Here is a 21,449-nt window from a genome sequence, read left to right on the forward strand (position 1 = left end):
ATGGAAAGCCCTGACCCCACTTTGCGCCCGGAGCGCCAACCGCAGGATGCCGATCGCGCCCTGCGCCCGCAGGCGCTTGAGGAATTCATCGGTCAACAAGAGGCCCGCGCCAATCTGCGCGTGTTCATCGAGAGCGCCAAGATGCGCGAAGAGGCGATGGACCATGTGCTGTTCCACGGTCCGCCGGGTCTCGGCAAAACCACGCTGGCACAAATTATGGCGCGTGAGTTGGGTGTGAATTTCAAGATGACCTCCGGGCCGGTCTTGGCGAAGGCGGGCGATCTGGCCGCGATTCTGACCAATCTCGAAGCGCGGGATGTGTTGTTCATCGACGAGATTCACCGGATGAACCCGGTGGTCGAAGAGGTGCTTTACCCGGCAATGGAGGATTTCGAGCTCGATCTGGTGATCGGCGAAGGCCCCGCCGCGCGCACCGTGCGGATCGAGTTGCAGCCCTTTACGCTCGTGGGCGCGACCACGCGGCTTGGGCTTTTGACCACACCTCTCAGGGACCGTTTCGGCATCCCGACGCGATTGCAGTTCTACACCACCGAAGAGCTGCACGAGATCGTCACCCGTGGCGCGCGCCTCTTGGGCGTGCCCGCCGAGCCGGACGGCGCGCATGAGATCGCCAAACGTGCGCGCGGCACGCCCCGGATCGCCGGGCGGCTCCTGCGACGTGTGGTGGATTTCGCCGTGGTCGAGGGCGACGGGCGGATTACGAAATCTCTGGCCGATGGGGCGCTGACGCGTCTGGGGGTGGACCTTTTGGGCCTCGATGGGGCCGACCGGCGGTATCTCGGGATGATTGCGGAGAATTATGGCGGGGGGCCTGTCGGTGTTGAGACCCTGGCGGCGGCGCTGTCCGAGTCCCGCGATGCCATTGAAGATGTGATCGAACCGTATTTGTTGCAGCAGGGCCTCATTCAGCGCACCCCGCGTGGGCGGATGTTGGCCCAGAAAGCGTGGAAACATCTGGGGCTCGAGGCCCCGAAAACGCCGGATCAGTCCGATTTGTTTGGGAAGTGAGTATTTGAGCCACAAAGGAGACATCAGCCTTGCGGAATTGCAGCGTCAAGCGAAGGCTGTGAACGACATTTATGTCGAGACCTTTGGTCTGACGCGTGACGGGTTGATGTTGATCGGCAAGATGACCGAAGAGATGGGCGAAGTGGCGTCGGCTTATCTCAAACTCCACGGACGCGCACGGGGCGCGGATGGCGACCCGGAGGCTTTGCGGCGTGATTTTGAGGATGAGCTGGCGGACCTATTGGGGTTTCTGGCGGTTTTGGCGGAGACTGAAGGCGTTGACCTTTCAGAGGCTTTCGCCCGCAAATGGGGCAAGTATCTATGAGGGCAGGCAAGAGGCCTTCGCGCATTGCTTTATTTGGTATTCAGCGGCACCATGCGAGCCATATATTTTAGCATGGAGAGACTTGAGATGCGCGGGATGTCAGGAATTTTTCTGAGCGTACTGCTGGCTTTTGCAGGCGGGTCCGAGGCCAGCGCAGAGACGCAGGTGCAGACGCGGGCGGGTCTGGCGCAAGTGACAGGGGCTTATACGGAAAAATCCGTGACCATCGGCGGCGTGTCTTTGCCATTGCCCGAGGGGTTGGCCTATATCGACATCGAGGAACAGCTTGGGGATCTCTTGCTTTTGTCCCTGTCCTATGGCGGCAATGCCTGTCCGGCGGAATATGTCTGGGTCCATGCCGTGCCGGGGGCGATCCGCCTGTCTGACACATTCGGCACCTGTTCCGATCTTTATGAACTGAGCTATGACAGCGAAACGGTGTCCGTCTCCATGCCGTCGATGCGCTCTGGCGACAATCACAATGTGACCTTTGTCTACGACGGCAAGACCATTCGCGAAGAGGCGGGCAGCCGTAAAGAACAAGGGGTGGCGACGGTTGCCGGATGGCAGGGGCAACACATCTCCATGGTTATCGGAGATGCTGGATGGGAGGGATATTTCCTGTCTTTCATGCCGCCTGAGGCGCTGGCCGATGCGCGGCGTATTCTCAATGTCGGACACAACATGGAGTGGCAGGGGCCGTGGCTAACGGCTTGGGCCTGTCAGCCGCATGCCTGCAATTCAACGCGTGGTGCGATTGCGATGACGGCGGATGGCACGGGGGTGATTGTGGCCCTTTGGGAGGGCGCGACCGGCGTCAGGCTTTGGGGCAACCCGAAGGGATTGCCCTTGCCGGGGACGGTTCTCGACGTGGTGGCCCAGCAAAACTGAACGAGGAACTGAACAAGGGGCGTGGGGGATTAGCCCAGCAAATGCCCCATCTGCGCCACAGCCAGTTTGTAGCCGTTGACGCCAAACCCCGCCATGACCGCATCGGCGCGCATGGAGACATAGGAGTGGTGGCGGAAAGCTTCGCGTTTGTGGACCTGTGAGATATGCACCTCGATCACCGGACCTTCGAAGGTGTTCAATGCATCGAGAATGGCGACCGACGTATGCGTATAGGCCGCCGGGTTGATGACGATGCCAGCGGCTTTGTCGCGGGCTTCGTGGATCAGCTCGATAATTTCGCCCTCGTGATTGCTTTGCGCGAAGACGATGTCGAGATCATGGCTGGCGGCCTCAGTGGCACAAAGTGCTTCGACATCTTCGAGCGTGTCGGCGCCGTAAATCTCCGGCTGGCGTTTGCCCAGAAGGTTCAGGTTGGGACCGTTCAGGATGTAGATTGTCTTGCTCATGATGCGCCTCGTCTCGTTTTCGCGGCCAAGCTACGCGGGGCAGGGGTTGCTGCGCAAGCCACCCTGTTGCAAAAGAGCGGCGAAACCTTGTGACGCGAGAGAGCCAGATGACGGACATCACACCAGAACGGATCGAAGAGTTTTTCACCCGCTCGAATGGCGATTACGTCTTTGCGCGCTGGGGGCGGCCGATTGCGCCCGTGGTGTTTGGCGTCGCGGACGAAACACTGGTGACGGTGAAATCCGCGATCGAGGCCTGTGTCGCCATCGCCGGTCATCGCATCGAAGAGATGGACCCGGAGCTGGGCACGAACCTCATGGTGTTCTTCCTGTCGGATTGGGCGGAGCTGTTGGACGTGCCGCATATGGGCGATCTGATCCCCGACCTGGAGGCGCGGGTGGCGACACTCCAGGAGCGCAATGCGCATCAATACCGGGCCTTCCGGTTTGACGACCAAGGCGCGATCAAGGCGTGTTTCACCTTTGTGCGCATGGGCGGCGCGATGGATGAGGTGCCCGCCGAGGTGATCGCGCTGTCTCAGGCGGTGCAGGCGATGCTTTTGTGGTCGGATGTGGAGTTCACCCAAGACAGCCCGCTGGCTGAGACCTCCGAGGGCACGGTGGTGCGCCCGAATGTGGCCAATGTGCTGCGCGCGGCCTACGATCAGATGTTGCCCGATGCGGCGCGGGATGCCTCGCATGCTTTGCGACTCTACGCGCGGGTGATCGCGGGTTGAGAGCCTTTGTCGGTCTTCCTCTGCCGGGCGATCTGACGGATCGGCTGGAAATTTTGGCCATGGGGCTGCGCTTTGGGCGCGCCGTGCCAGCGGAGAACATGCATATTACCCTGGCCTTTCTGGACGATCAGTCGGAAGATGTTTTGGCGGAGCTACATGACGAGCTTTCCGGTCTGCACCTGCGTGCGCCGGAGATCGAGATCAAAGGCCTCGATGTCTTTGGCGGCGACAAACCGCGTCTGCTCTTTGCCAATGTCGAACCGAACGAAGCGCTGACCGCCTTGCACAAAAAGATACGGCAAGCGGCGCGGTCGGTCGGGATCGAGCGGTCTCATGAGCGGTTTCGCCCTCATGTCACGCTGCGTCGGTTCAACCGCCTGCATCCGGGCGAACATCAGGAGTTGGAACATCTGATCGCCTTGCAGGGGGCTTTTGCATGGCCGAAATTCCACGCGCAGAGGTTTGAGATGGTGCAGTCTGTCCTAAGCCATGAGGCGGCGCAGTATGAGACCCTTGCGAGCTATCCGCTCGCGCCCTAGGGTCGCAGAAAACGAAAGGCCTAACAGATGATCCACACGCTCCCCGTCCATGTCTATTACGAGGACACCGATCTCGCGGGCATCGTCTATTACGCCAATTACCTCAAATTCATCGAACGCGGTCGCACCGAATGGGTGCGCGACTTGGGCGTCGATCAGGTCAAGCTCAAGGAAGAAGAGGGCATCGTCTTTGCCGTCCGGCGCGTCGAGGCGGATTACCTGTCTCCGGCCAGATTCGATGACGATCTGGTGGTCGAAACAGCGCTTGAGGCTATGACGGGTGCCCGGATCGTGGTCAGTCAAAAGGTCAAGCGCGGCGAAGAAGAGCTTTTCGTGGCCCAGGTCACCCTCGTGGCGCTCACAGCAACGGGTCATCCGGCGCGTCTTCCGGCGGTTCTCCGCCGAAATCTGCACTAAGCCCGCTGCAAAATCGCCGAAAATCGGAAAATCTTGCCCAACTCTCACAGGTTCGTGTTGGCGAAGCCCCTGTGGATAGGATAGAATCTGAGTTAATGATGAGAGCCGTGTAAATGCGGCCAACAGGCGATTAAAAGAGCAGGTTCATGGACCAGACACCCCTTGCGATGGCGCAGGAGATCGATTTCTCCTTGCTGGCGCTTTTCATGCGCGCAACCTTCATTGTGAAAATCGTGATGATCCTTTTGATCGTGGCCTCGTTTTGGTCATGGTCGATCATCATCCAGAAATTCATCGCCTATAAAAAGGCCCGCGCGGAAGCCGCCGCCTTTGATCAGGCCTTTTGGTCGGGCGAGCCCTTGGACGAGCTTTACGACCAAATCTCTGGCAGTGCGATGTCTGCGCCCGAACGCGTCTTTGCCGCCGGCATGACCGAGTGGCGTCGTTCTCACAAAGCCGATGGCGGACTGATCGCGGGGGCGCAATCGCGCATCGACCGCTCGATGGATGTGGCGATTGCCAAAGAGAGCGAAGAGATGACCTCGGGCCTCTCCTTCCTCGCCACGGTCGGCTCCACCGGGCCTTTCATCGGTCTTTTCGGCACCGTTTGGGGCATCAAGACCGCTTTCGAAGACATCGCCATGGCGCAATCGACCAACCTCGCTGTCGTGGCACCGGGCATTGCGGAGGCGCTTTTGGCCACGGCGCTTGGCCTCTTGGCTGCTATTCCGGCGGTGATTTTCTACAACAAACTCAACGCCGACAGCGACCGCATCCTGGGCGGATACGAAGCCTTTGCCGACGAATTCGCGACCATCCTGTCGCGGGAATTGGACAGCTGAGATGGGCGCGGGTGTGGTACAAAAACAGGGCGGAGGCGGGCGTCGTGGACGTCGCCGTCGCCCCGCCGCGATGAGTGAGATCAACGTCACGCCTTTCGTCGACGTGATGCTCGTTTTGCTGATCATTTTCATGGTGGCCGCCCCGATGATGACCGTCGGCGTGCCGGTGGAACTGCCGGAAACGGCGGCGACCGCCTTGCCGCAAGAGGAACAGGAACCGCTCACGATCACGCTCACCGCTGAGGGCCAAGTGCTCTTGATGGAGAACGAGACGCCTGAGAATGATCTGGTGAACAAGCTTCAGGCCATCTCCGCCGAGCGCAACGATGACAAAATCTTCCTGCGCGCCGATGGATCTGTGCCCTACGAACGTGTGGCTCAGGTCATGGGAGCGCTCAATGCGGGCGGGTTCCGCTCCATCGGTCTGGTGACCGAACAGGGCGGACCGCGCCTTGACGGCTCAGGAAACTAACCTGGAAACTAAACTGGAAACTAGGGAACAGTCGGCGTGAACGCGGGCCAATATATCTCTGGGGCGGGCCATCTGGGCCTCATCGCCTATATGCTTTTCGGGGGGCTGTTCTTGCGCCCCGAGAGACCGGAGGACGTGTCCGTGCAAGAGGTCGCGCTGATCTCTGAGTCCGAATTCGCCGCCCTGGTCGAGCGCAGCACGGCGCCTGAAAACTTCGACAATGCGCCGCAGTTGCAGGCCCCCCAAACCGAGGCTGCGCCCGATCTGACGCCCACAGAAGAGGCCTCCCCCGAAAGCACGCCCCCTGTGACGCCGCCGCCCGATACGCCCGACGCGCCGCCCGAGCCGCAAACCAGCGTGACGCCGCCCGTCGAGGTGACGCCGACACCGCCCACGCCGCAGTCCGAACCGGAGATTTCTCTCGAAGACCCCGGCGCGAATATGCCCGACATCCCGGATCAGCGCCCGATGCCGCGCCCGGTGCCGCGCATTTCCGATCAGGTCGTCACCGCGCCCGAGCCGCAGCCGGAGATTTCTGAAGCCCCGGTCGAAGCCGCCAATGAGGACAGCGAAAGCCCCGAGGTGGTCGAGGAACCTGTCGAAGAGGCAGCACCCCAGGAAACCACGACGGAAATCGTGACGGAGGCCGAAAGACCTTCGGGCATGACCTCGTCGCCGCGTCCGAAATCGCGTCCGGCCAATCTGGCCGCACAGGCAGAGGCCGCGCGTGCGCCGGAACCGGAACCGCAGCCGCAAGAGCAACCGCAACAGGCGCAAGATAACACAGATGCCGTGGCCGAAGCCGCCGCTGCGGCCGCCGCCGCTCTGGCTGCCGAAAGCGCCACGCCTGCCGCGCCCGAGCGGCCGGCCGGCCCACCGCTCACCTCTGGCGAGCGCGAAGGCATGCGGGTGGCGGTGTCGCAATGTTGGAACGTCGGCGCCATGTCGACGGAGGCGATGCGGACCACGATCACGGTCGGTGTCCAGATGAACGAAGATGGCACGCCGCAGAACGGCTCCATCAAACTTTTGTCCCATTCGGGCGGCTCTGAGGCGGGTGCGCAAGCCGCGTTCGAAGTGGCCCGACGGGCGATTATCCGCTGTGGTTCAAGCGGTTTTCCGTTGCCGGTGGAAAAATACGCGCATTGGCGCAATATCGAAATGACGTTCGATCCCGAACAGATGAGGTACAAATGAAACGCCTGACGACACTTGCCTGTGCTCTTGCCTGCGCGCTCTCCTTTGGCGCTGCGCCGATGCAGGCACAGGACCCGGGTCCCCTGAAGCTCGACATCACCCGTGGTGTGATCGAGCCGCTGCCGCTCGCGCTGCCGGATTTCATCGCCGAGACGCCGCAAGCCGCAGAATACGCACAACAAATCTCCGAAGTGATCGCCGCCGATCTGGTCGGCACCGGATTGTTCCGGGAAATCCCGGCCTCGGCGCATATCTCGCAGGTCACCAATTTCAGCGCGCCCGTGTCCTACGCGGATTGGAAAGCGATCAATGCGCAGGGCCTCGTGACGGGCGCTGTTGGCATGGATGCCTCGGGCAACCTGTCGGTGAAATTCCGCGTCTTCGACATCTACGCCGAAGCCCCTTTGGGATCGGGGCTGCAACTGGGCGGCTCGACGACAAGCTGGCGCCGGATCGCGCATAAGGTGGCCGATGTGGTCTATAGCCGGATCACCGGCGAAGGTGGCTATTTCGACAGCCGTGTGGTGTTCGTCTCCGAGACCGGGCCGAAAAACGACCGTCTGAAACGTCTGGGCGTGATGGATTACGACGGGGCAGGGCTTCAGTACCTGACCGACGACAATTTCATCGTTTTCGCGCCGCGGTTCTCGCCCACAGGCGACCGGGTGCTCTATACTTCCTATGAAAACGGCACGCCGCAGATCATGATGCTCGATGTCGGCACGGTGACGCGCACGCGCTTGCCGGTGCCCGCCGAGGCCGTGACCTTTGCACCGCGGTTCTCGCCGGATGGTCAGTCCATCGTCTATTCCATGTCGACCGGCACCAACACCGATCTTTACCGCATGGACATTGCGACCGGGCAGAACGTGCGTCTGACCAACACGCCCGCGATCGAGACCGCGCCGTCCTTCTCGCCCGATGGGTCCCAGATCGTGTTCGAATCCGACCGCTCCGGCACGCAGCAGCTTTACATCATGCCCGCGAATGGCGGCGAAGCGCGGCGCATCTCGGCGGGCAAGGGACGCTATGGCACACCGGTCTGGTCGCCACGGGGCGATCTCATCGCCTTCACGAAACAAAACCAGGGCCGCTTCCACATCGGTGTGATGCGCACGGATGGCTCCGAGGAGCGTCTTTTGACGGCCTCCTTCCTCGATGAAGGTCCGAGCTGGGCGCCCAACGGCCGCGTCATCATGTTCACCCGCGAAAGTCAGGGGGCCTCGGGCGCCAGCGCGCTTTACACGGTGGATATTTCGGGCCGCAATCTCAAGCGCGTGCCGACCAACGCGGGGGCGTCCGACGCCGCTTGGTCGCCGCTTTTGAAATGAGCCTGTTGAAATAATCGTGTCACCCTCCCCAAGTCGCGGGGAGGGTGTTATAGTCCATCCGAAGAGCAGTTTCGAGTTTCCGCAAAGGAAGATCCTCATGACCAAATTCCTCACCTCCCGCACCTCGCGTGCCGTCCTTTTGATCGCAGCTCTGGGCCTTTCGGCCTGTACCAACCCCGGCCGGTTCGGCGCGGGTGGTGGCGCCAATGGCGCGGGCGCGGGTGCCAATGGCGCGCTGGCGGGCACGGCGTCTGACCCGACCTCGGTCGCCTATTTCAACCAGACCATCGGCGACCGCGTGCTGTTCGCCGTGGACCAGTCCACGCTGTCCGATGAGGCGCGCACCGTTCTGGCCGGTCAGGCCAACTGGCTCGCGCAAAACGCGGGCTACACCGCGATCATCGAAGGCCACGCGGACGAACAGGGCACGCGCGATTACAACTTTGCGCTGTCTGCCCGTCGTGCGGCCTCCGTGCAGGAATATCTGATCAATCAGGGCGTGAACCCCGCGCGTCTCAAGACCATTCCGTACGGCAAGGAACGTCCGCTCGCGATCTGTTCCGACGAGTCCTGCTATAGCCAGAACCGCCGTGCTGTGACCGTGCTGGCCGCTGGCGCGGGCATGTAAGGGCCGATCACGATGAAAGCGCTTTTCCTCTCCGCCGCGCTGAGTGCTTTGACGCTCGGCACCCCGATCTTCGCGCAGGATGCGCAGACGCTCGCCGATATTCGCCAAGAAGCCGCCGTGCTTTCCGTCGAGATCAACACGCTGAAGCGCGAGCTCTCCACCACCGGTGCGCCCAACACGCAGTTTGCGGGGGCGGGGACGCTGGAGCGTGTCGATTTGATGGAGGCGGCGCTGGCCAATCTGACGGCCAAGATCGAAGCGCTGGAATTCCGCATCGACCGGGTGGTGAGCGATGGCACGAACCAGTTGGACGACCTGAACTTCCGGCTCTGCGAGCTGGAAGCGGGCTGTGACATCGGGAACCTGCCGCCGCTGAAACCGATCGGGGGCGAAGCGGGGGCCACGGATGTGGTCGTGCCGACACCGGGAGCGGAGCCGCCGATGGACGGGGGGGGCGATCTGGCACTCTCTGAACAAAGCGATTTCGATGCGGCGATGGCGCTCTATACCAACGGCAAATACCCGGAGGCTGCGACGGCTTTCGGCAATTTCGCCCAGACCTACACCGGCGGCTACCTGACCGGCGAGGCGCATTTCATGCGCGGCGAAGCCCTGTCGGCTTCGGGTCAAACGGCGGATGCGGCGCGGGCCTATCTCGACAGTTTCTCCGGCAGCCCCGAAGGCGACCGCGCGCCGGATGCCTTGCTGCGCCTGGCGGGGGCTTTGAGCGATCTGGGGCAGACCGACAAGGGCTGTGTCATGTTCGGCGAAGTCATCGCGCGCTTCCCCGGTTCCGAGGCGGCAACTCAGGCCCAAACCGACGCATCCCTGCGCGGGTGCTCACTGTAAGGGTCTGATCATGGAGGAAAAAGCGGCGAACCGTGCGATGCTGCGGCATTTCGTGGCCACCGCGTTTTCTTTCGACAAACCGGATCATCTGGCCGTCGCCGTCTCTGGCGGTGGCGACAGTCTGGCGCTATTGCATCTGATGGCGGAATGGGCGGCGGAAGAGCGGGTCAAGCTTGAGGCTGTCACCGTCAACCACGGGCTGCGCCCCGAGGCCGCGCATGAGGCACAATTCGTCGCCGAAGTGTCCGAGCGCCTTAAAGTCAAACACACCACGCTCAACTGGTCGGGTTACAAAGGCTCGGGCAATCTTCAGGACGCCGCGCGGCGGGCGCGCTATCGTCTGATGGCTGATTGGGCCAAGACGCGCGGCATTTCCACCATCGCGCTGGCGCACACCGCCGACGATCAGGCGGAGACGTTTTTCATGCGGCTGGCGCGGGCCTCCGGCATCGACGGGTTGACCGGGATGCAGCGGCGACGGGTCTCTGACGGCATCACCTGGGTGCGGCCCCTGTTGATGCAGGAGCGCTTTGAGTTGCGGCAATATCTACGCGAATTGCGTGAGCCGTGGATCGACGATCCGTCGAATGACGATGAGGCCTTTGAGCGGGTGAAGGCGCGGCGTGCGATGGAAGAACTCACCAAACTGGGCATCGATGTGCATGTGGTGGGCCGGGTGATGGATCATCTGGGTCAGGTGCGTTCGGCCCTGGATTTCGCGACCCATGATCATGCGCTCGATTGCGTGCGAGAAGAGCACGGCGATCTGATCATTGATCGCCGCCGGTTCGCCGAAGGCTCCCCCGAAGTGAATCGCCGTCTGGTGGCCGCCGCGCTGCGGTGGATTGCCTCGGCGGAGTATGGCCCACGGGGGATGAAGCTTCAGGAATTTCTCTCTGCCATGATGCGCGGGCGCGATGCGACGCTGCATGGCGTGCGTCTCTTGGGCGGTAAAGAGAATTTTCGCCTCACTCGTGAACATGCCGCCGTTGCGGGCACTGTGGCGTTGCCGGGGGCCGTTTGGGATGGGCGTTGGGTGATAGAAGGTTTTGAAAACAAGGACTTCATCATCCGCGCTCTGGGCGAAGACGGGTTGTTGCAACTGGGCGAACGCCCCGCAGATGCGCCGCCGCGCGAAACTTTGGCGGCCTCTCCGGCGGTGTTTGACGGCAATACGCTGATCTCGGCGCCGCTCGCAAACCATGGTGCGGCCCAAGCACGGTTGATCCATCCGAAAGGTGGTTTCCACACATCGCTTTTATCGCATTGAACTTGGGGCTGGGATGCCTATTTTAAGGGGTAAGCTTCGCGTCTCTGGTTTGCATCATGGACGCGACCCCAGATTATTTCGAGGAGATCCCCTTGGGCAACGCACGCAATCTCGCCTTCTGGCTCGTGCTTTTGATGCTCGTCCTGGCCCTGTTTCAGGTGCTGGGCGGCAATCAGAACACCATGTCGTCAGAAGTCGTTCCCTATTCCGAATTCATGTCGAAAGTGGATGACGGCACTGTCACCTCCGTCGATATCGATGGTGAGCGGGTGTATTTCACCGGTGCTGACAACCGGCGCAAATACACGATCAACCCGGGCGACGACAGCCTCGTGTCCCAGCTTTTGGAAGAGGGCGTGCAGGTCAAAGGCGAGCCGCAGGAAGAAAGCGGCATCATGCCTTTCGTTCTGTCCTTCCTGCCGATCTTCCTGATCATCGGTGTGTGGATTTATTTCATGAACCGGATGCAGGGCGGCGGCAAAGGCGGCGCGATGGGCTTTGGCAAATCGCGAGCGAAACTTTTGACCGAGAAACAAGGCCGCGTGACCTTTGACGATGTCGCGGGCATCGATGAGGCCAAGGAAGAGCTCGAAGAGATCGTCGAATTCCTGCGCAACCCGCAGAAGTTTTCGGCTCTGGGTGGCAAAATCCCGAAAGGCGCTTTGCTGGTCGGTCCTCCGGGCACCGGTAAGACGCTTTTGGCGCGGGCCATTGCGGGCGAGGCGGGCGTGCCCTTCTTCACCATTTCCGGCTCTGACTTTGTCGAGATGTTCGTGGGTGTCGGAGCGTCGCGTGTCCGCGACATGTTCGAACAGGCGAAAAAGAACGCGCCCTGTATCCTCTTTATCGACGAGATCGACGCCGTGGGGCGTGCCCGTGGCGCCGGTTACGGCGGTGGCAACGACGAGCGCGAACAGACGCTCAACCAGTTGCTGGTCGAGATGGACGGGTTCGAGGCCAACGAAGGCATCATCATCGTGGCGGCGACCAACCGTCGTGACGTGTTGGACCCCGCGCTTCTGCGTCCGGGCCGTTTCGACCGTCAGGTCACCGTGCCGAACCCGGACATCAAAGGCCGCGAGAAAATCCTCAACGTCCACGCGCGCAAAGTGCCGCTGGGTCCGAACGTCGATCTGCGTGTGATCGCGCGCGGCACGCCTGGGTTCTCCGGTGCCGATCTCGCGAACCTCGTGAACGAAGCCGCCTTGATGGCCGCACGGATCGGGCGTCGTCAGGTGACGATGGACGATTTCGAACAGGCCAAGGACAAGGTGATGATGGGCGCCGAGCGCCGCTCCATGGTTTTGACCGACGAGCAAAAGGAAAAGACTGCCTATCACGAGGCGGGCCACGCCATCGTCGGTATGAAACTGCCGAAATGCGATCCGGTCTATAAGGCCACGATCATTCCTCGCGGTGGCGCTCTGGGCATGGTGATGAGCCTGCCTGAGATGGACAAGCTCCAGATGTTCAAAGACGAGGCGCGTCAGCGCATCGCGATGACCATGGCCGGGAAAGCCGCCGAGATTTTCAAATACGGCGAAGACGAGGTCTCCTCCGGTCCGGTCGGCGACATCCAGCAAGCCTCGCAATTGGCGCGCGCCATGGTGATGCGCTACGGCATGTCCGACAAGGTCGGCAACATCGATTACGCGGAGGCCGCCGAAGGGTACTCCGGTAACACCGCGGGTTTCTCCGTCTCGGCCCACACCAAGGAACTGATCGAGGAAGAGGTGAAACGCTTCATCGACGAAGGCTATGCCGAGGCTTACCGGATCATTTCCGAGAATGCCGAGGAGTTCGAACGTCTGGCTCTGGGGCTTCTGGAATATGAAACCCTCACCGGCGACGAGATCAAACGCGTGATCGCAGGCAACCCGCCGCAACCGGGCGAAGACGGGGACGGGGGCGCCTCTGGCAAAGACGAAGAGACGCCGTCGGTCACCGCAATTCCCAAGACCAAGAAAAAGCCGAAAAGCGATGGTGGTCTTGAACCGGAACCCACCGCCTGATCCGAGACTTACAAACCGCGCCGCAGTCCGGCGCGGTTTTTCTTTGAAGGAGGCTCGGGCATGGATTGGGACCCGACACGGCCTTGCTCTTTGCCAATGCCTCTTTCAACTGGGTGCCGGATCACACGGCCTTGTTGCCACGCTTGATGCGGGCGCTGATCCCCGGAGGATGGCTGGCCGTTCAAATGCCCTATCAACACGGCGCCCCCTCCCATGCTTTGGTCCACGAGATCGCGCATCGGCTTGACCCCGATGCCTTTCCCGACACCTTGGCGCGTCCCCGTGTTCTGACGCCCTGCGCCTATGCCGATCTTTTGGAGCCTTTGGGGGAGGTACGGATCTGGAAGACCGAATATCTACAGCGGCTTGGCTCGGAGGAGGAGGGGCACCCGGTGCGTCGGTTCACGCAATCGGCCGACTTGCGCCCTTATCTCGATCATTTTACGGCGCGGGGGCAGGGGGCCGAGTTTCTTGCCGCCTATGATGCGGCGCTTCAAGAGGCTTATCCGTTCGATGAGAAAGGCCGGGTCTGGTTTCCGTTCAAACGGCTTTTTCCTGACGCTCTGCAAAGCCTGACGCTTTTCCGCCCGGCACAGGCATGTTAATGCGCAGGAAAAGAGGACGACGCCAATGCTCAAACCGCCCAAAGAGATTTCCACCATGGCCGATTTGCGGGTGCAGATCGACCAGCTCGACCGCGACCTTCTGGCGCTTTTGGCGCTGCGTCAGGCGCATGTGGATCGTGCGGCGGAGTTGAAACCCGGGGAGGGTATGCCTGCGCGCATCGAAGCGCGTGTTCAGGATGTGTTGGACAAGGTCGAAGCCGAGGCCGAAAGCGCCGGGTTTGAACCCGCCTTGGCGCGTCAGATGTGGGCCTTGATGGTCGATGCCATGATCGCCCGCGAGGAACGCGTGCTGGGGCCGAGCGCGTAATCTCGTCTTTTCCGTGGCTTAAATACTCAAAAAACGCCTCACGACTGTGAGGCGTTTCTGATTTTTAGCGCCTCACATCAATGCGCGAATTCGCTTTCCTCGACGAACATGTTGGCCCAGGCGCGGTCCACCAGATCGGGCGTCATCTGGTAGGGAATGCCCTCGAATTCGCAGATCGAGATCATTTGGTCGATCAGAAAGACCGGCTGATAGTTGGCGTAGACATTGTCGATGGTCGGGTATTTCTCTTTCAACAGATAGACCAAAGCCGCCTCATCCAGCGGCATCTTTTTCTTGCGCGCGACCATGGCAAAGATTTTCAGGAACCCCGCCTGATCCGGTCCGTCGATTTTGATCTTGTAGAAAATCCGGCGCAAAGCGGCGGTGTCGAAGATCTTGTTCGGGTGGAAGTTGGTGGAGAAAATCACCAGCGTGTCGAAAGGCACTTCGAATTTTTCACCGGACTGGAGCGCCAGAATATCCTTGCTCTCTTCGAGCGGCACAATCCAGCGGTTCACGAGTTTCTGCGGCGGCTCTTCCTGGCGACCAAGGTCGTCGACGATGAAGATCCCGCCGGTGGATTTGAGCTGCAACGGCGCCTGATAAGTCCGCGCGGTCGGGTTATACACCAGATCGAGCATGTCGAGCGACAGCTCACCCCCGGTCACCACCGAAGGGCGCTCACAGCGCACATAGCGCCGGTCGAACCGGTTCGCGGTCTTGCGCAGCGCGTTCGCATCGTCATCCGCATCCTCGCGTTTCACATGCATGAGCGGGTCGTAAACCGTGATCACCGAGCCGTTGTATTCAATCGCGCGCGGCACGTAGATCAGATCGCCCAAAGCATCGCGAATGCCGTTGGAGATCGAGGATTTCCCGTTCCCCGGCGGCCCGTACATCAGGATCGAACGCCCGGCGCCCACGGCTGGCCCAAGCTGATCCAGCAGATCGGGTGGCAAGATCAGATGCCCCATTGCGCCCAGCAACGCATCGCGCGTCACCTTCATGTTGCGCACGGATTGGCGTTTGACCTGTTCGGCGTATTTCTCAAGCGGGATCGGCATGGCGCCGTAATATTCTGACTGGCTGAGCGCATCCAAGGCCCGCGCCTTGCCGGTATCCGAGAGGCGAAAACCCATCTCTGACCCCGCGCCAGCGTGCATCGTCCCCGTGGCCTCGATCATGCCCTGTTCGCGGGCCCTGTCGACCAGATCCTGCGTCACCGAGACTGGCAATGCCAGAGCCTGCGACAGGCGCGAGACCTGTTCGAGGTTGGTGCGGAACATCGTTTTCAACACGATGTCGCGCATCATCACGGGCGACAGGCCCGTCTCCTCCGCGCGCCGCGGCTGGACCGGCGCGATCACATTGGGGGTGACTTCCATGTTCATGCTCTGCTCTCTCTTTGCCCTGCGCGTTGGCGTGGCGCGGTGTCTCTTTGCGCGCAAGTGTACGAATCCTTGGCGCCAAAGCCAAGATTTTCGACACGGGTTTTCCGCATGCCCTATGCAAAGCCCAGTGTTTGGCCATAATCTTTCGCAAAAATGAACGAAAGCGCTCCGCCGGGGCGATGAGCAGATTTTCGGCGGAATTCGGGTGTGATTTCAGCGCTGAAACGCCTTATACCCGAAACCGAGCGCGTGGTGCATGAGGCAGGCAGTATGACAAGAATTTCGGCCGGAAAATACGCGGCATTTCTCGCGGTTTTGATCTGTGTGTTCGGAGGCGTTGCGCTCGCGAAATCCGGGCTTTACCTCGACCGGCACGAAGGCGATGCGGCGCATATGATCGAGATTCTGTTGCGCATGCTCGACGGGCAGGTGCCGCATCTCGATTTCTCCACGCCGATCGGAATTTTGGCCTTTTTGCCGATCCTGGCCTTCGCCCAGGCGGGGCTCGGCATGGGGATGGCCTTTATTTCGGCGCAGATTTTGATTGCCGTGCTTATGGCGCCGATGGTGCTGCGCGTGGCGGTCTCGCGTCTCCGGGGGCTCTCGGCCTGGGCATTTGGTGCGGTGGTCATGGCGCTGGTTCTGGCGGTGGTGCATGGCGAGAATGTCACCGCGATTTCGGTGTCGATGTATTACAACCGCTGGGCCTGGGCGGCATCCTTCATCGTCATCCTGCTCGCCGTTCTGCCACCGCTCGAGGATCGAAAGGCGCCGCGGCTCGAAGGCGTCATCGCCGGGCTGTTGCTGGCGGTTCTGGCCCTGATCAAGCCGACGTATTTCGTAGCCTTCGTGTTGCCCGTGGCGCTCGGGTTCCTGTTGCGTGGCGCGATGCGCAGCCTCGTGGCGGGGATCGCGACCGGGCTGTTGGTGGCCGTCGTCATGGTTGCGTTTTACGGCGTCGATTTCTTTCCGGCCTATATCAACGATCTCTTGACCGTCACACGCTCGGGCACGCGCGCCGCACCGGGGATGTCCTTGGTCGAGGTGATGAACGCGCCGCGGTTCCTGATCGGCAGCCTGACGCTGATCCTCTCGGTGATCGTCCTGCGCCAATCTGGGCAGGCCTTGGCGGGGCTCTTGCTTTTGCTCCTCGCGCCGGGGTTCATATACGTGACCTATCAGAACTTCGGCAATGATCCGACATGGCTCATCCTGTTGTGCCTGTTGCTGATGGCGCAGCGCCCGATGCGGGGCCAGCGCGTGCTGTTCAACGCCGATGCGCGCAATGCGGTCTCTGCTCTGGCGCTGGTGGCCTTTGCCCTGATCGCGCCCTCGTTGCAGAACATCGTGACAAGCCCCTTCCGGCTTTTGGCGGTGGAGACCGAAGACTATGTGCCGCAATTTGCGTCGCGCTCCGAGATTCCGGATATTTTCGTCAAAGCCGACCGCACGAGCATGGTCTTGGGGCGTGAGGCCTTGGTGGACCGTTACCCGGAGCTTGAACCCTATATCATCGAGAGCGACCGTTTTGAGGCGGTGACGTTTCTGGGCGAGACTTTGCCGCGCTGTACGCTTCAGGCGGGCGAAGTGGCGCTTCACAGCTATATGGCGGACCGGTTGAAACAACCGCCTTTCAACTTCCCGCCCGAGAGCGAGTTTTTCGTGGCCGATATTGCTTCGGGCATCTGGATTCTGGGCGGCTTTGCGCCGCTCGAAGGCGGTGCGCCGTGGTATTATTCCGGCGTGCCGGGGATCGAACATGCCGATGCCATCATCGTCCCGACCTGTCCGATCGATGTTTCGACCCAACGCCATGCTTTGGAGGCGATTGAGCAGGCCGGGCTAACCCTGCGCCCACCGCTGCGCGATCCGATGATGTTGGTCTATCCGATTGTGAAGGAGTGAGGGGCTGGTTCCCTTTGGCCTCACCTGACCCCTCTGGTTCTGATCTTTTGGCGCTTTACTCAGAGCGCCCTGATCACCACCGCCAGCACCAGATAGGTCACCATGGTCCCGGTCAGCGCCAGGCCCATCGGAAATTTCTTGTGCTCCCAGGACACCCAGTCCGGCGTCGCGCGACGAATGGCGGGGATGGCGCGGGCGATGCGATGCGCCAAGAAGGCCCCCAGAAGGAAGGCCGCAAACAGCGTCAGAACGGCCCCCAGATCAGAGAAGGGGATGAACATCGACATGGCGACTGCGAATTTGCCGTCGCCTGCGCCCACGCCCAGATAGGCATAGGCGAAAAGCGCCACGACATACATCACCGCCGCATGGGCAAAGCCCCAGAGGTACTGATCGAATGGCAACAGAAACGGCCCCATCACCACATAGATCGCGCCCAAGGCGATCACGACGGCATTGGGCAGCTTCATGCGTTTCAGGTCATTGAAGGCCGCGATGAAGGACACCACGGCGACCGGCATGAGAAACCAGAGCGCGGCCTCAGGAGACAGGGAAATCATGGTGTTTCTCAGCCGTTGGTGACATTGGCCTCAAGCGCACGGAGCGAGCGCACGGCGGCTTCGAAATGCTGGGGATGGGTGTCGATGGCGTCCTTGATCAGGCCTTTGCCGATGGCGACATCGCCCGCTTTCACCGCTGCAAGACCCAGCGTGTACAAAAGCTGCGCGCGCTCGGTCTGGGACATGTCCATCACCGGCAGATCGTATTTGCCCTGCGCTCCACGCGCCAGAACGAGGTTATTCTTGGCGGTGAAGAGCGAGGGATCATAGGTGATCGCCTGAGCGAAGAGCTTTTCAGCCTCTCTATATTCGCCGCGTGTCAGTTTCGAATATCCCCAGTTGTTGAGCACACCAGAGGGGCGCGTGGTGAGGCCCGCGGCGGTCTGGTAGAAACTGTCGGCGTTTTTCCATTCCTGATTGCTGTCGGCGATCATCGCCTCCAAACGGTAGCGTTTGTAGGTCTCATGCGTCGGCGGCACGCTGTCGAGTTCCGCTTCGGCCTGTTTCCACTCGCCGGTGCGGATCAGCGCGTCGGCATAGTCCACACGGTCGTCGTTGGTCGCCTCTTTGTGGCCGACCACGGCTTTCCAGGCGGCGACGGCGGCATCGTTCTCGCCCGCGCGGATCAAGGATTGTGCGAGACCGCGACGCAGGTCGATACGGTCCGGGTTTTCGCTTACGGAGCGCGAGAAATAAGACACGGCTTCGGCCGGATCGGCGGCGTTCAGCATGATGTCCGAGAGCCCGGTGCCGTCGATGGCGTTCACAGAGGTGTCGGCCCGGCGCACATCGCCGCCAAAGGGTTTCTGACATGCCGAAAGGGCGACGGTGCCCAGAAGCGCGAGCGTGATCACGGTCCGCTTGCGCGCAAAAATAGGGGTCATGATGTTCGTCATGGTGCCTGCCACCTCTTCTCTGCTCGGGCGTCTGAGGATTGATCCTCGTGGCTTTGCGCCTTTTGACCCGGTTTGCCTCAGTCTTTGTTGTCGCCTTGTTCCGACCGCCGGTCCGTTTTCGGATCTCTGACCGTCTCAGCGCGCAAGGATAAGATACTCTCCGGTCCCGCGTCGCACCAAGGTGAAATTGCTCTCGTAGGTCTCACTATACTCAGGATTTTCGAGATTTGCGAGCGCCAAGCGCAGATTCTCGCGAATATCGGCAGATTGGCCACTGTCGAGGGCAAAGGCGGTGCGGAACACCCGTTCGGCTTCGCCAAACTCGTTTTGCTCCATCAGGGTGACGCCAAGGTTGTTCCAGGCGGGCACAAAGGTGTCGTCAAGCTTGATGGCGCGGCGCAGGTCCGCTTCGGCCTGGCCCAATCGCCCGAGCCGGAGCTTGGCGGACCCAATCGCCGAAAGCGTGTCCACCGTCATGCCCTGATGCGCCGCGGCGCGGTAATAGGCCTTGAGCGCCAGTTCATATTCGCCTGCGGCCATCAGCCGGTGCCCGACGATGAGCCCGTCCACCGATTGCTCGGAGGCATCGACGCCTACCGGCGCATAATCGCCCGCATCCTTGAGAGGTTTCAGCCCGCCGTCCTGGCAGGCGGCCAAAAGAGAGAGGCCCATGAGAAAGACGTAAGGCGCGGGCCCGAAGGCCACGCGCAGAGATCGTGGAGACATGATGTCCCTTGCTGTTGTCGCCCGGAGAGGCCGATGTTCCGAGGATCAGAACTGGTTCTCACCAAGCATGATGTAGATGTCATACACCGACGGGCCGATCAGGATGATCAGAAGCGGCGGCACGGTCAGCATCATTGTGGCAAGGGTCATCTTGGTAGGCAACTTGTTTGCGGTCTCTTCGGCCCGCATCACGCGTTTATCCCGCATTTCACCGGCATAAATCCGAAGCGCGTCGGCGATCGAAGTGCCGAATTGTTGAGATTGGATCAGCACGGTGACGAAAGAGGCGACATCGGGCACGCCGCAACGTTCGGCCATGTCCTTGAGCACGACGGATTTGTCCTTACCGGCTTTGATCTCATAGGAGACGATTTCGAATTCATCGGCCAGCGCCGGAAAGCCGGAGCGGATTTCTTTCGAGACGCGGATAATAGCCTGGTCCAGAGATTGCCCCGCCTCGACGCAGACGAGCATCAAATCGAGCGCGTCGGGAAAGCCGTTGATGATCTCTTCCTTGCGGGTCTCCACCCGGCGCGTGACCCAGTATTTCGGCAGCATATAGCCGATACAGGCGGGCAAAAGCACGGTCAGGAACAGGGATTTCGGCGTCATTTCCTGCTCGGAAGACTTCATCAACGCGTAGAGCAGACCCAGCGCCAGCGCGCCAAGACCCATCGCGAATTGCGCGAAGTGGAACATGCGCACAGCGTTTTTCGTGCGATACCCGGCCTGGATCATCTTGAGCTGGGCGGCGGAATATTCCTCTTCGTTCTGGGGCTCCAGAAAAGCGGAATATTTTTCGAGCTTGGCGCCTTTTTGGTTGTCGTAGCGCAACTTGGCCGGGGATTTGCCCTTTGCGGCATCCTTGGCAGCCTGGGTTTGTTCGCGCAGGCGATCCATCGGATCGCGTTTCTTTTTCAACAAGACCGGCAGGGTGAAGAGGATCAGCACCGCGCCCAATGTGCCCATCAGGATCAGCGGGCCGAAGGGGCCCAGTTGATCGCCCAAGAGGGAAGAAAACAGCTCTTGCATGATCGGTGACCTTTCCGTCTCAGACTTTGATGTTCACGAGGCTCTTCATCACGAAAATATTCGCAACGAGAAAGCCGGCGACGATCAGACAGGCCGGGATGAAGGCGGGCGTGTCTTTGACCGTGTCGTAGTAATCGGGTTTCATCAGCGAGATCGCCAAAAGCGCCAAAAGCGGGAAGCCCGAAAGGAAGTTGCCGGACCATTTCGCCTCGGCGGTGATGGCCTTGACCCGGCGGAAAAGCTTGAAGCGCGAGCGGATCACTTTCGACAGGCCTTCGAGGACCTCGGCGAGGTTACCCCCCGATTGCTGTTGGATCGCAACGGCCACCGCGAGGAAGCGCAAATCCTGCATGTCGAGCCGTTCGGCCATGTCTTTGAGAGCTTCGCCCACATCGCGGCCATAGGCGCTTTCGTCCGCGATCACGCCCATTTCGGTGCCGAGAGGGTCGGGGACCTCCTTGGCGACGATGTTGAGCGCGTTGGAAAACGGGTGACCGACGCGCAGGCTGCGCACCATCAGTTCGACCGCATCGGGGAGCTGTTCTTCAATGAGCGCGAGACGTTTCTTGGCCTTGGCCTGAATCCAGACGTAGACCGCGCCCACGCCCATGGCGACAGAGACCACAACGCGGATCGGCAGCGAGGCGGCGGTGCCAATCGAGAGACCGACAAAGGCGATCATCCCCAACAGCCCCATCACCAGCAGAAGTTGCAAAGGAGAGAAGGCGATATTGGCCTTTTGCGCCTTTTCGGCCAGCACGGAATAGAGCGGGATCTTGCGCGATTTGAGGTGCTGGCTCATCTCCTTGCGGAGTTGGTTGAGCACCTCTTCGCGGTCGCCTGTCCCCTTTTCCAAAAGCTCGTAGCGGCGGTTGACCCGCGAATTCAGCGAGATCGACTTGCCAAACACCACCAGATAAAGGCCTTCGACCAAGGCCAGCACCGCGACGAAAATCACGATGTAAATGACGGGTTCCATAGAAATGACCATGATCGTCGT

The 21,449-nt window shown here is 60.9% G+C and carries 24 protein-coding genes; 17 read left to right on the plus strand and 7 right to left on the minus strand.

The window, feature by feature from the left end; genetic code table 11:
* From ruvB to HCZ23_RS14395, 3 genes are all read left to right on the plus strand, one after another.
* Positions 1 to 1,029 carry a Holliday junction branch migration DNA helicase RuvB gene (ruvB, locus tag HCZ23_RS14385; protein WP_167602437.1) on the plus strand — a complete coding sequence of 343 codons (1,029 nt, stop codon included), beginning with the start codon at positions 1 to 3 and terminating at the stop codon, positions 1,027 to 1,029.
* A gap of 4 nt (positions 1,030 to 1,033) precedes the next feature.
* The gene (locus tag HCZ23_RS14390; protein ID WP_167602438.1) at positions 1,034 to 1,354 is read left to right on the plus strand and encodes a MazG nucleotide pyrophosphohydrolase domain-containing protein; all 321 of its coding nucleotides are present in this window, start codon (positions 1,034 to 1,036) and stop codon (positions 1,352 to 1,354) included.
* Between the two features lie 96 nt (positions 1,355 to 1,450).
* Positions 1,451 to 2,245 (plus strand): hypothetical protein, encoded by a 795-nt coding sequence (locus tag HCZ23_RS14395; RefSeq protein ID WP_167602439.1) that lies wholly within the window; start codon positions 1,451 to 1,453, stop codon positions 2,243 to 2,245.
* Positions 2,246 to 2,274: 29 nt separating this feature from the next.
* On the opposite strand, the gene aroQ is transcribed toward HCZ23_RS14395, so the two are convergent.
* Positions 2,275 to 2,712 carry a type II 3-dehydroquinate dehydratase gene (gene aroQ / locus HCZ23_RS14400; RefSeq protein WP_167602440.1) on the minus strand — a complete coding sequence of 146 codons (438 nt, stop codon included), beginning with the start codon at positions 2,710 to 2,712 and terminating at the stop codon, positions 2,275 to 2,277.
* 107 nt (positions 2,713 to 2,819) lie between these two features.
* Here aroQ and HCZ23_RS14405 point away from each other — a divergent pair, with 107 nt between their 5' ends.
* From HCZ23_RS14405 to HCZ23_RS14465, 13 genes are all read left to right on the plus strand, one after another.
* Complete coding sequence (locus tag HCZ23_RS14405; RefSeq protein WP_167602441.1) at positions 2,820 to 3,449, plus strand: hypothetical protein; 630 nt, start codon at positions 2,820 to 2,822, stop codon at positions 3,447 to 3,449.
* A complete protein-coding gene (gene thpR, locus HCZ23_RS14410) occupies positions 3,446 to 3,988 on the plus strand; it encodes an RNA 2',3'-cyclic phosphodiesterase (protein ID WP_167602442.1) in 543 nt (180 codons plus the stop codon). The genes HCZ23_RS14405 and thpR overlap by 4 nt, the downstream gene beginning before the upstream one ends.
* A 27-nt stretch (positions 3,989 to 4,015) precedes the next feature.
* Positions 4,016 to 4,405: a tol-pal system-associated acyl-CoA thioesterase gene (ybgC, locus tag HCZ23_RS14415; protein WP_167602443.1), complete on the plus strand. Its 390-nt coding sequence runs from the start codon at positions 4,016 to 4,018 to the stop codon at positions 4,403 to 4,405.
* 146 nt (positions 4,406 to 4,551) lie between these two features.
* Positions 4,552 to 5,247, plus strand: a complete 696-nt coding sequence (gene tolQ, locus HCZ23_RS14420) for a protein TolQ (RefSeq protein WP_167602444.1) — start codon at positions 4,552 to 4,554, stop codon at positions 5,245 to 5,247.
* Between the two features lies 1 nt (position 5,248).
* Positions 5,249 to 5,719, plus strand: coding sequence for a protein TolR (tolR, locus tag HCZ23_RS14425; RefSeq protein WP_167602445.1), 471 nt, complete (start codon positions 5,249 to 5,251; stop codon positions 5,717 to 5,719).
* Between the two features lie 36 nt (positions 5,720 to 5,755).
* Positions 5,756 to 6,916, plus strand: coding sequence for an energy transducer TonB (locus HCZ23_RS14430; RefSeq protein ID WP_167602446.1), 1,161 nt, complete (start codon positions 5,756 to 5,758; stop codon positions 6,914 to 6,916).
* Positions 6,913 to 8,247: a Tol-Pal system beta propeller repeat protein TolB gene (tolB, locus tag HCZ23_RS14435; protein ID WP_167602447.1), complete on the plus strand. Its 1,335-nt coding sequence runs from the start codon at positions 6,913 to 6,915 to the stop codon at positions 8,245 to 8,247. Before HCZ23_RS14430 ends, tolB begins: the two co-directional genes overlap by 4 nt.
* Positions 8,248 to 8,344: 97 nt before the next feature.
* Positions 8,345 to 8,875: a peptidoglycan-associated lipoprotein Pal gene (pal, locus tag HCZ23_RS14440; protein ID WP_167602448.1), complete on the plus strand. Its 531-nt coding sequence runs from the start codon at positions 8,345 to 8,347 to the stop codon at positions 8,873 to 8,875.
* A 12-nt stretch (positions 8,876 to 8,887) separates the two neighbouring features.
* Positions 8,888 to 9,724, plus strand: a complete 837-nt coding sequence (ybgF, locus tag HCZ23_RS14445) for a tol-pal system protein YbgF (RefSeq protein WP_167602449.1) — start codon at positions 8,888 to 8,890, stop codon at positions 9,722 to 9,724.
* 10 nt (positions 9,725 to 9,734) lie between these two features.
* Positions 9,735 to 10,994 (plus strand): tRNA lysidine(34) synthetase TilS, encoded by a 1,260-nt coding sequence (gene tilS, locus HCZ23_RS14450; RefSeq protein WP_167602450.1) that lies wholly within the window; start codon positions 9,735 to 9,737, stop codon positions 10,992 to 10,994.
* A 92-nt stretch (positions 10,995 to 11,086) separates the two neighbouring features.
* Positions 11,087 to 13,006 carry an ATP-dependent zinc metalloprotease FtsH gene (ftsH, locus tag HCZ23_RS14455; RefSeq protein WP_167602559.1) on the plus strand — a complete coding sequence of 640 codons (1,920 nt, stop codon included), beginning with the start codon at positions 11,087 to 11,089 and terminating at the stop codon, positions 13,004 to 13,006.
* A gap of 65 nt (positions 13,007 to 13,071) precedes the next feature.
* Positions 13,072 to 13,611, plus strand: coding sequence for a hypothetical protein (locus tag HCZ23_RS14460; protein WP_167602451.1), 540 nt, complete (start codon positions 13,072 to 13,074; stop codon positions 13,609 to 13,611).
* Positions 13,612 to 13,636: 25 nt separating this feature from the next.
* Complete coding sequence (locus HCZ23_RS14465) at positions 13,637 to 13,939, plus strand: chorismate mutase (protein ID WP_167602452.1); 303 nt, start codon at positions 13,637 to 13,639, stop codon at positions 13,937 to 13,939.
* A 77-nt stretch (positions 13,940 to 14,016) separates the two neighbouring features.
* On the opposite strand, the gene HCZ23_RS14470 is transcribed toward HCZ23_RS14465, so the two are convergent.
* Entirely contained in the window at positions 14,017 to 15,330 is a 1,314-nt protein-coding gene (locus tag HCZ23_RS14470) for an ATPase (RefSeq protein WP_167602453.1), read from the minus strand.
* 270 nt (positions 15,331 to 15,600) lie between these two features.
* Here HCZ23_RS14470 and HCZ23_RS14475 point away from each other — a divergent pair, with 270 nt between their 5' ends.
* Entirely contained in the window at positions 15,601 to 17,235 is a 1,635-nt protein-coding gene (locus HCZ23_RS14475) for a hypothetical protein (protein WP_167602454.1), read from the plus strand.
* Between the two features lie 59 nt (positions 17,236 to 17,294).
* Here HCZ23_RS14475 and HCZ23_RS14480 read toward each other — a convergent pair whose 3' ends face one another.
* The 5 genes from HCZ23_RS14480 to HCZ23_RS14500 all read right to left on the minus strand — a co-directional run bounded on the left by HCZ23_RS14480 (position 17,295) and on the right by HCZ23_RS14500 (position 21,440).
* Complete coding sequence (locus tag HCZ23_RS14480) at positions 17,295 to 17,795, minus strand: A24 family peptidase (protein ID WP_167602455.1); 501 nt, start codon at positions 17,793 to 17,795, stop codon at positions 17,295 to 17,297.
* An 8-nt stretch (positions 17,796 to 17,803) separates the two neighbouring features.
* Positions 17,804 to 18,679: a lipopolysaccharide assembly protein LapB gene (locus tag HCZ23_RS14485; protein WP_167602456.1), complete on the minus strand. Its 876-nt coding sequence runs from the start codon at positions 18,677 to 18,679 to the stop codon at positions 17,804 to 17,806.
* A 147-nt stretch (positions 18,680 to 18,826) separates the two neighbouring features.
* Positions 18,827 to 19,417: a tetratricopeptide repeat protein gene (locus tag HCZ23_RS14490; protein WP_254870323.1), complete on the minus strand. Its 591-nt coding sequence runs from the start codon at positions 19,415 to 19,417 to the stop codon at positions 18,827 to 18,829.
* A 45-nt stretch (positions 19,418 to 19,462) separates the two neighbouring features.
* Positions 19,463 to 20,449, minus strand: coding sequence for a type II secretion system F family protein (locus HCZ23_RS14495; protein WP_167602457.1), 987 nt, complete (start codon positions 20,447 to 20,449; stop codon positions 19,463 to 19,465).
* A gap of 19 nt (positions 20,450 to 20,468) precedes the next feature.
* Positions 20,469 to 21,440 (minus strand): type II secretion system F family protein, encoded by a 972-nt coding sequence (locus HCZ23_RS14500; protein ID WP_175580910.1) that lies wholly within the window; start codon positions 21,438 to 21,440, stop codon positions 20,469 to 20,471.
* Positions 21,441 to 21,449 lie beyond the last annotated feature (9 nt).

The sequence above is a fragment of the Celeribacter sp. HF31 genome, assembly GCF_011806455.1.
Classification (GTDB): domain Bacteria; phylum Pseudomonadota; class Alphaproteobacteria; order Rhodobacterales; family Rhodobacteraceae; genus Celeribacter.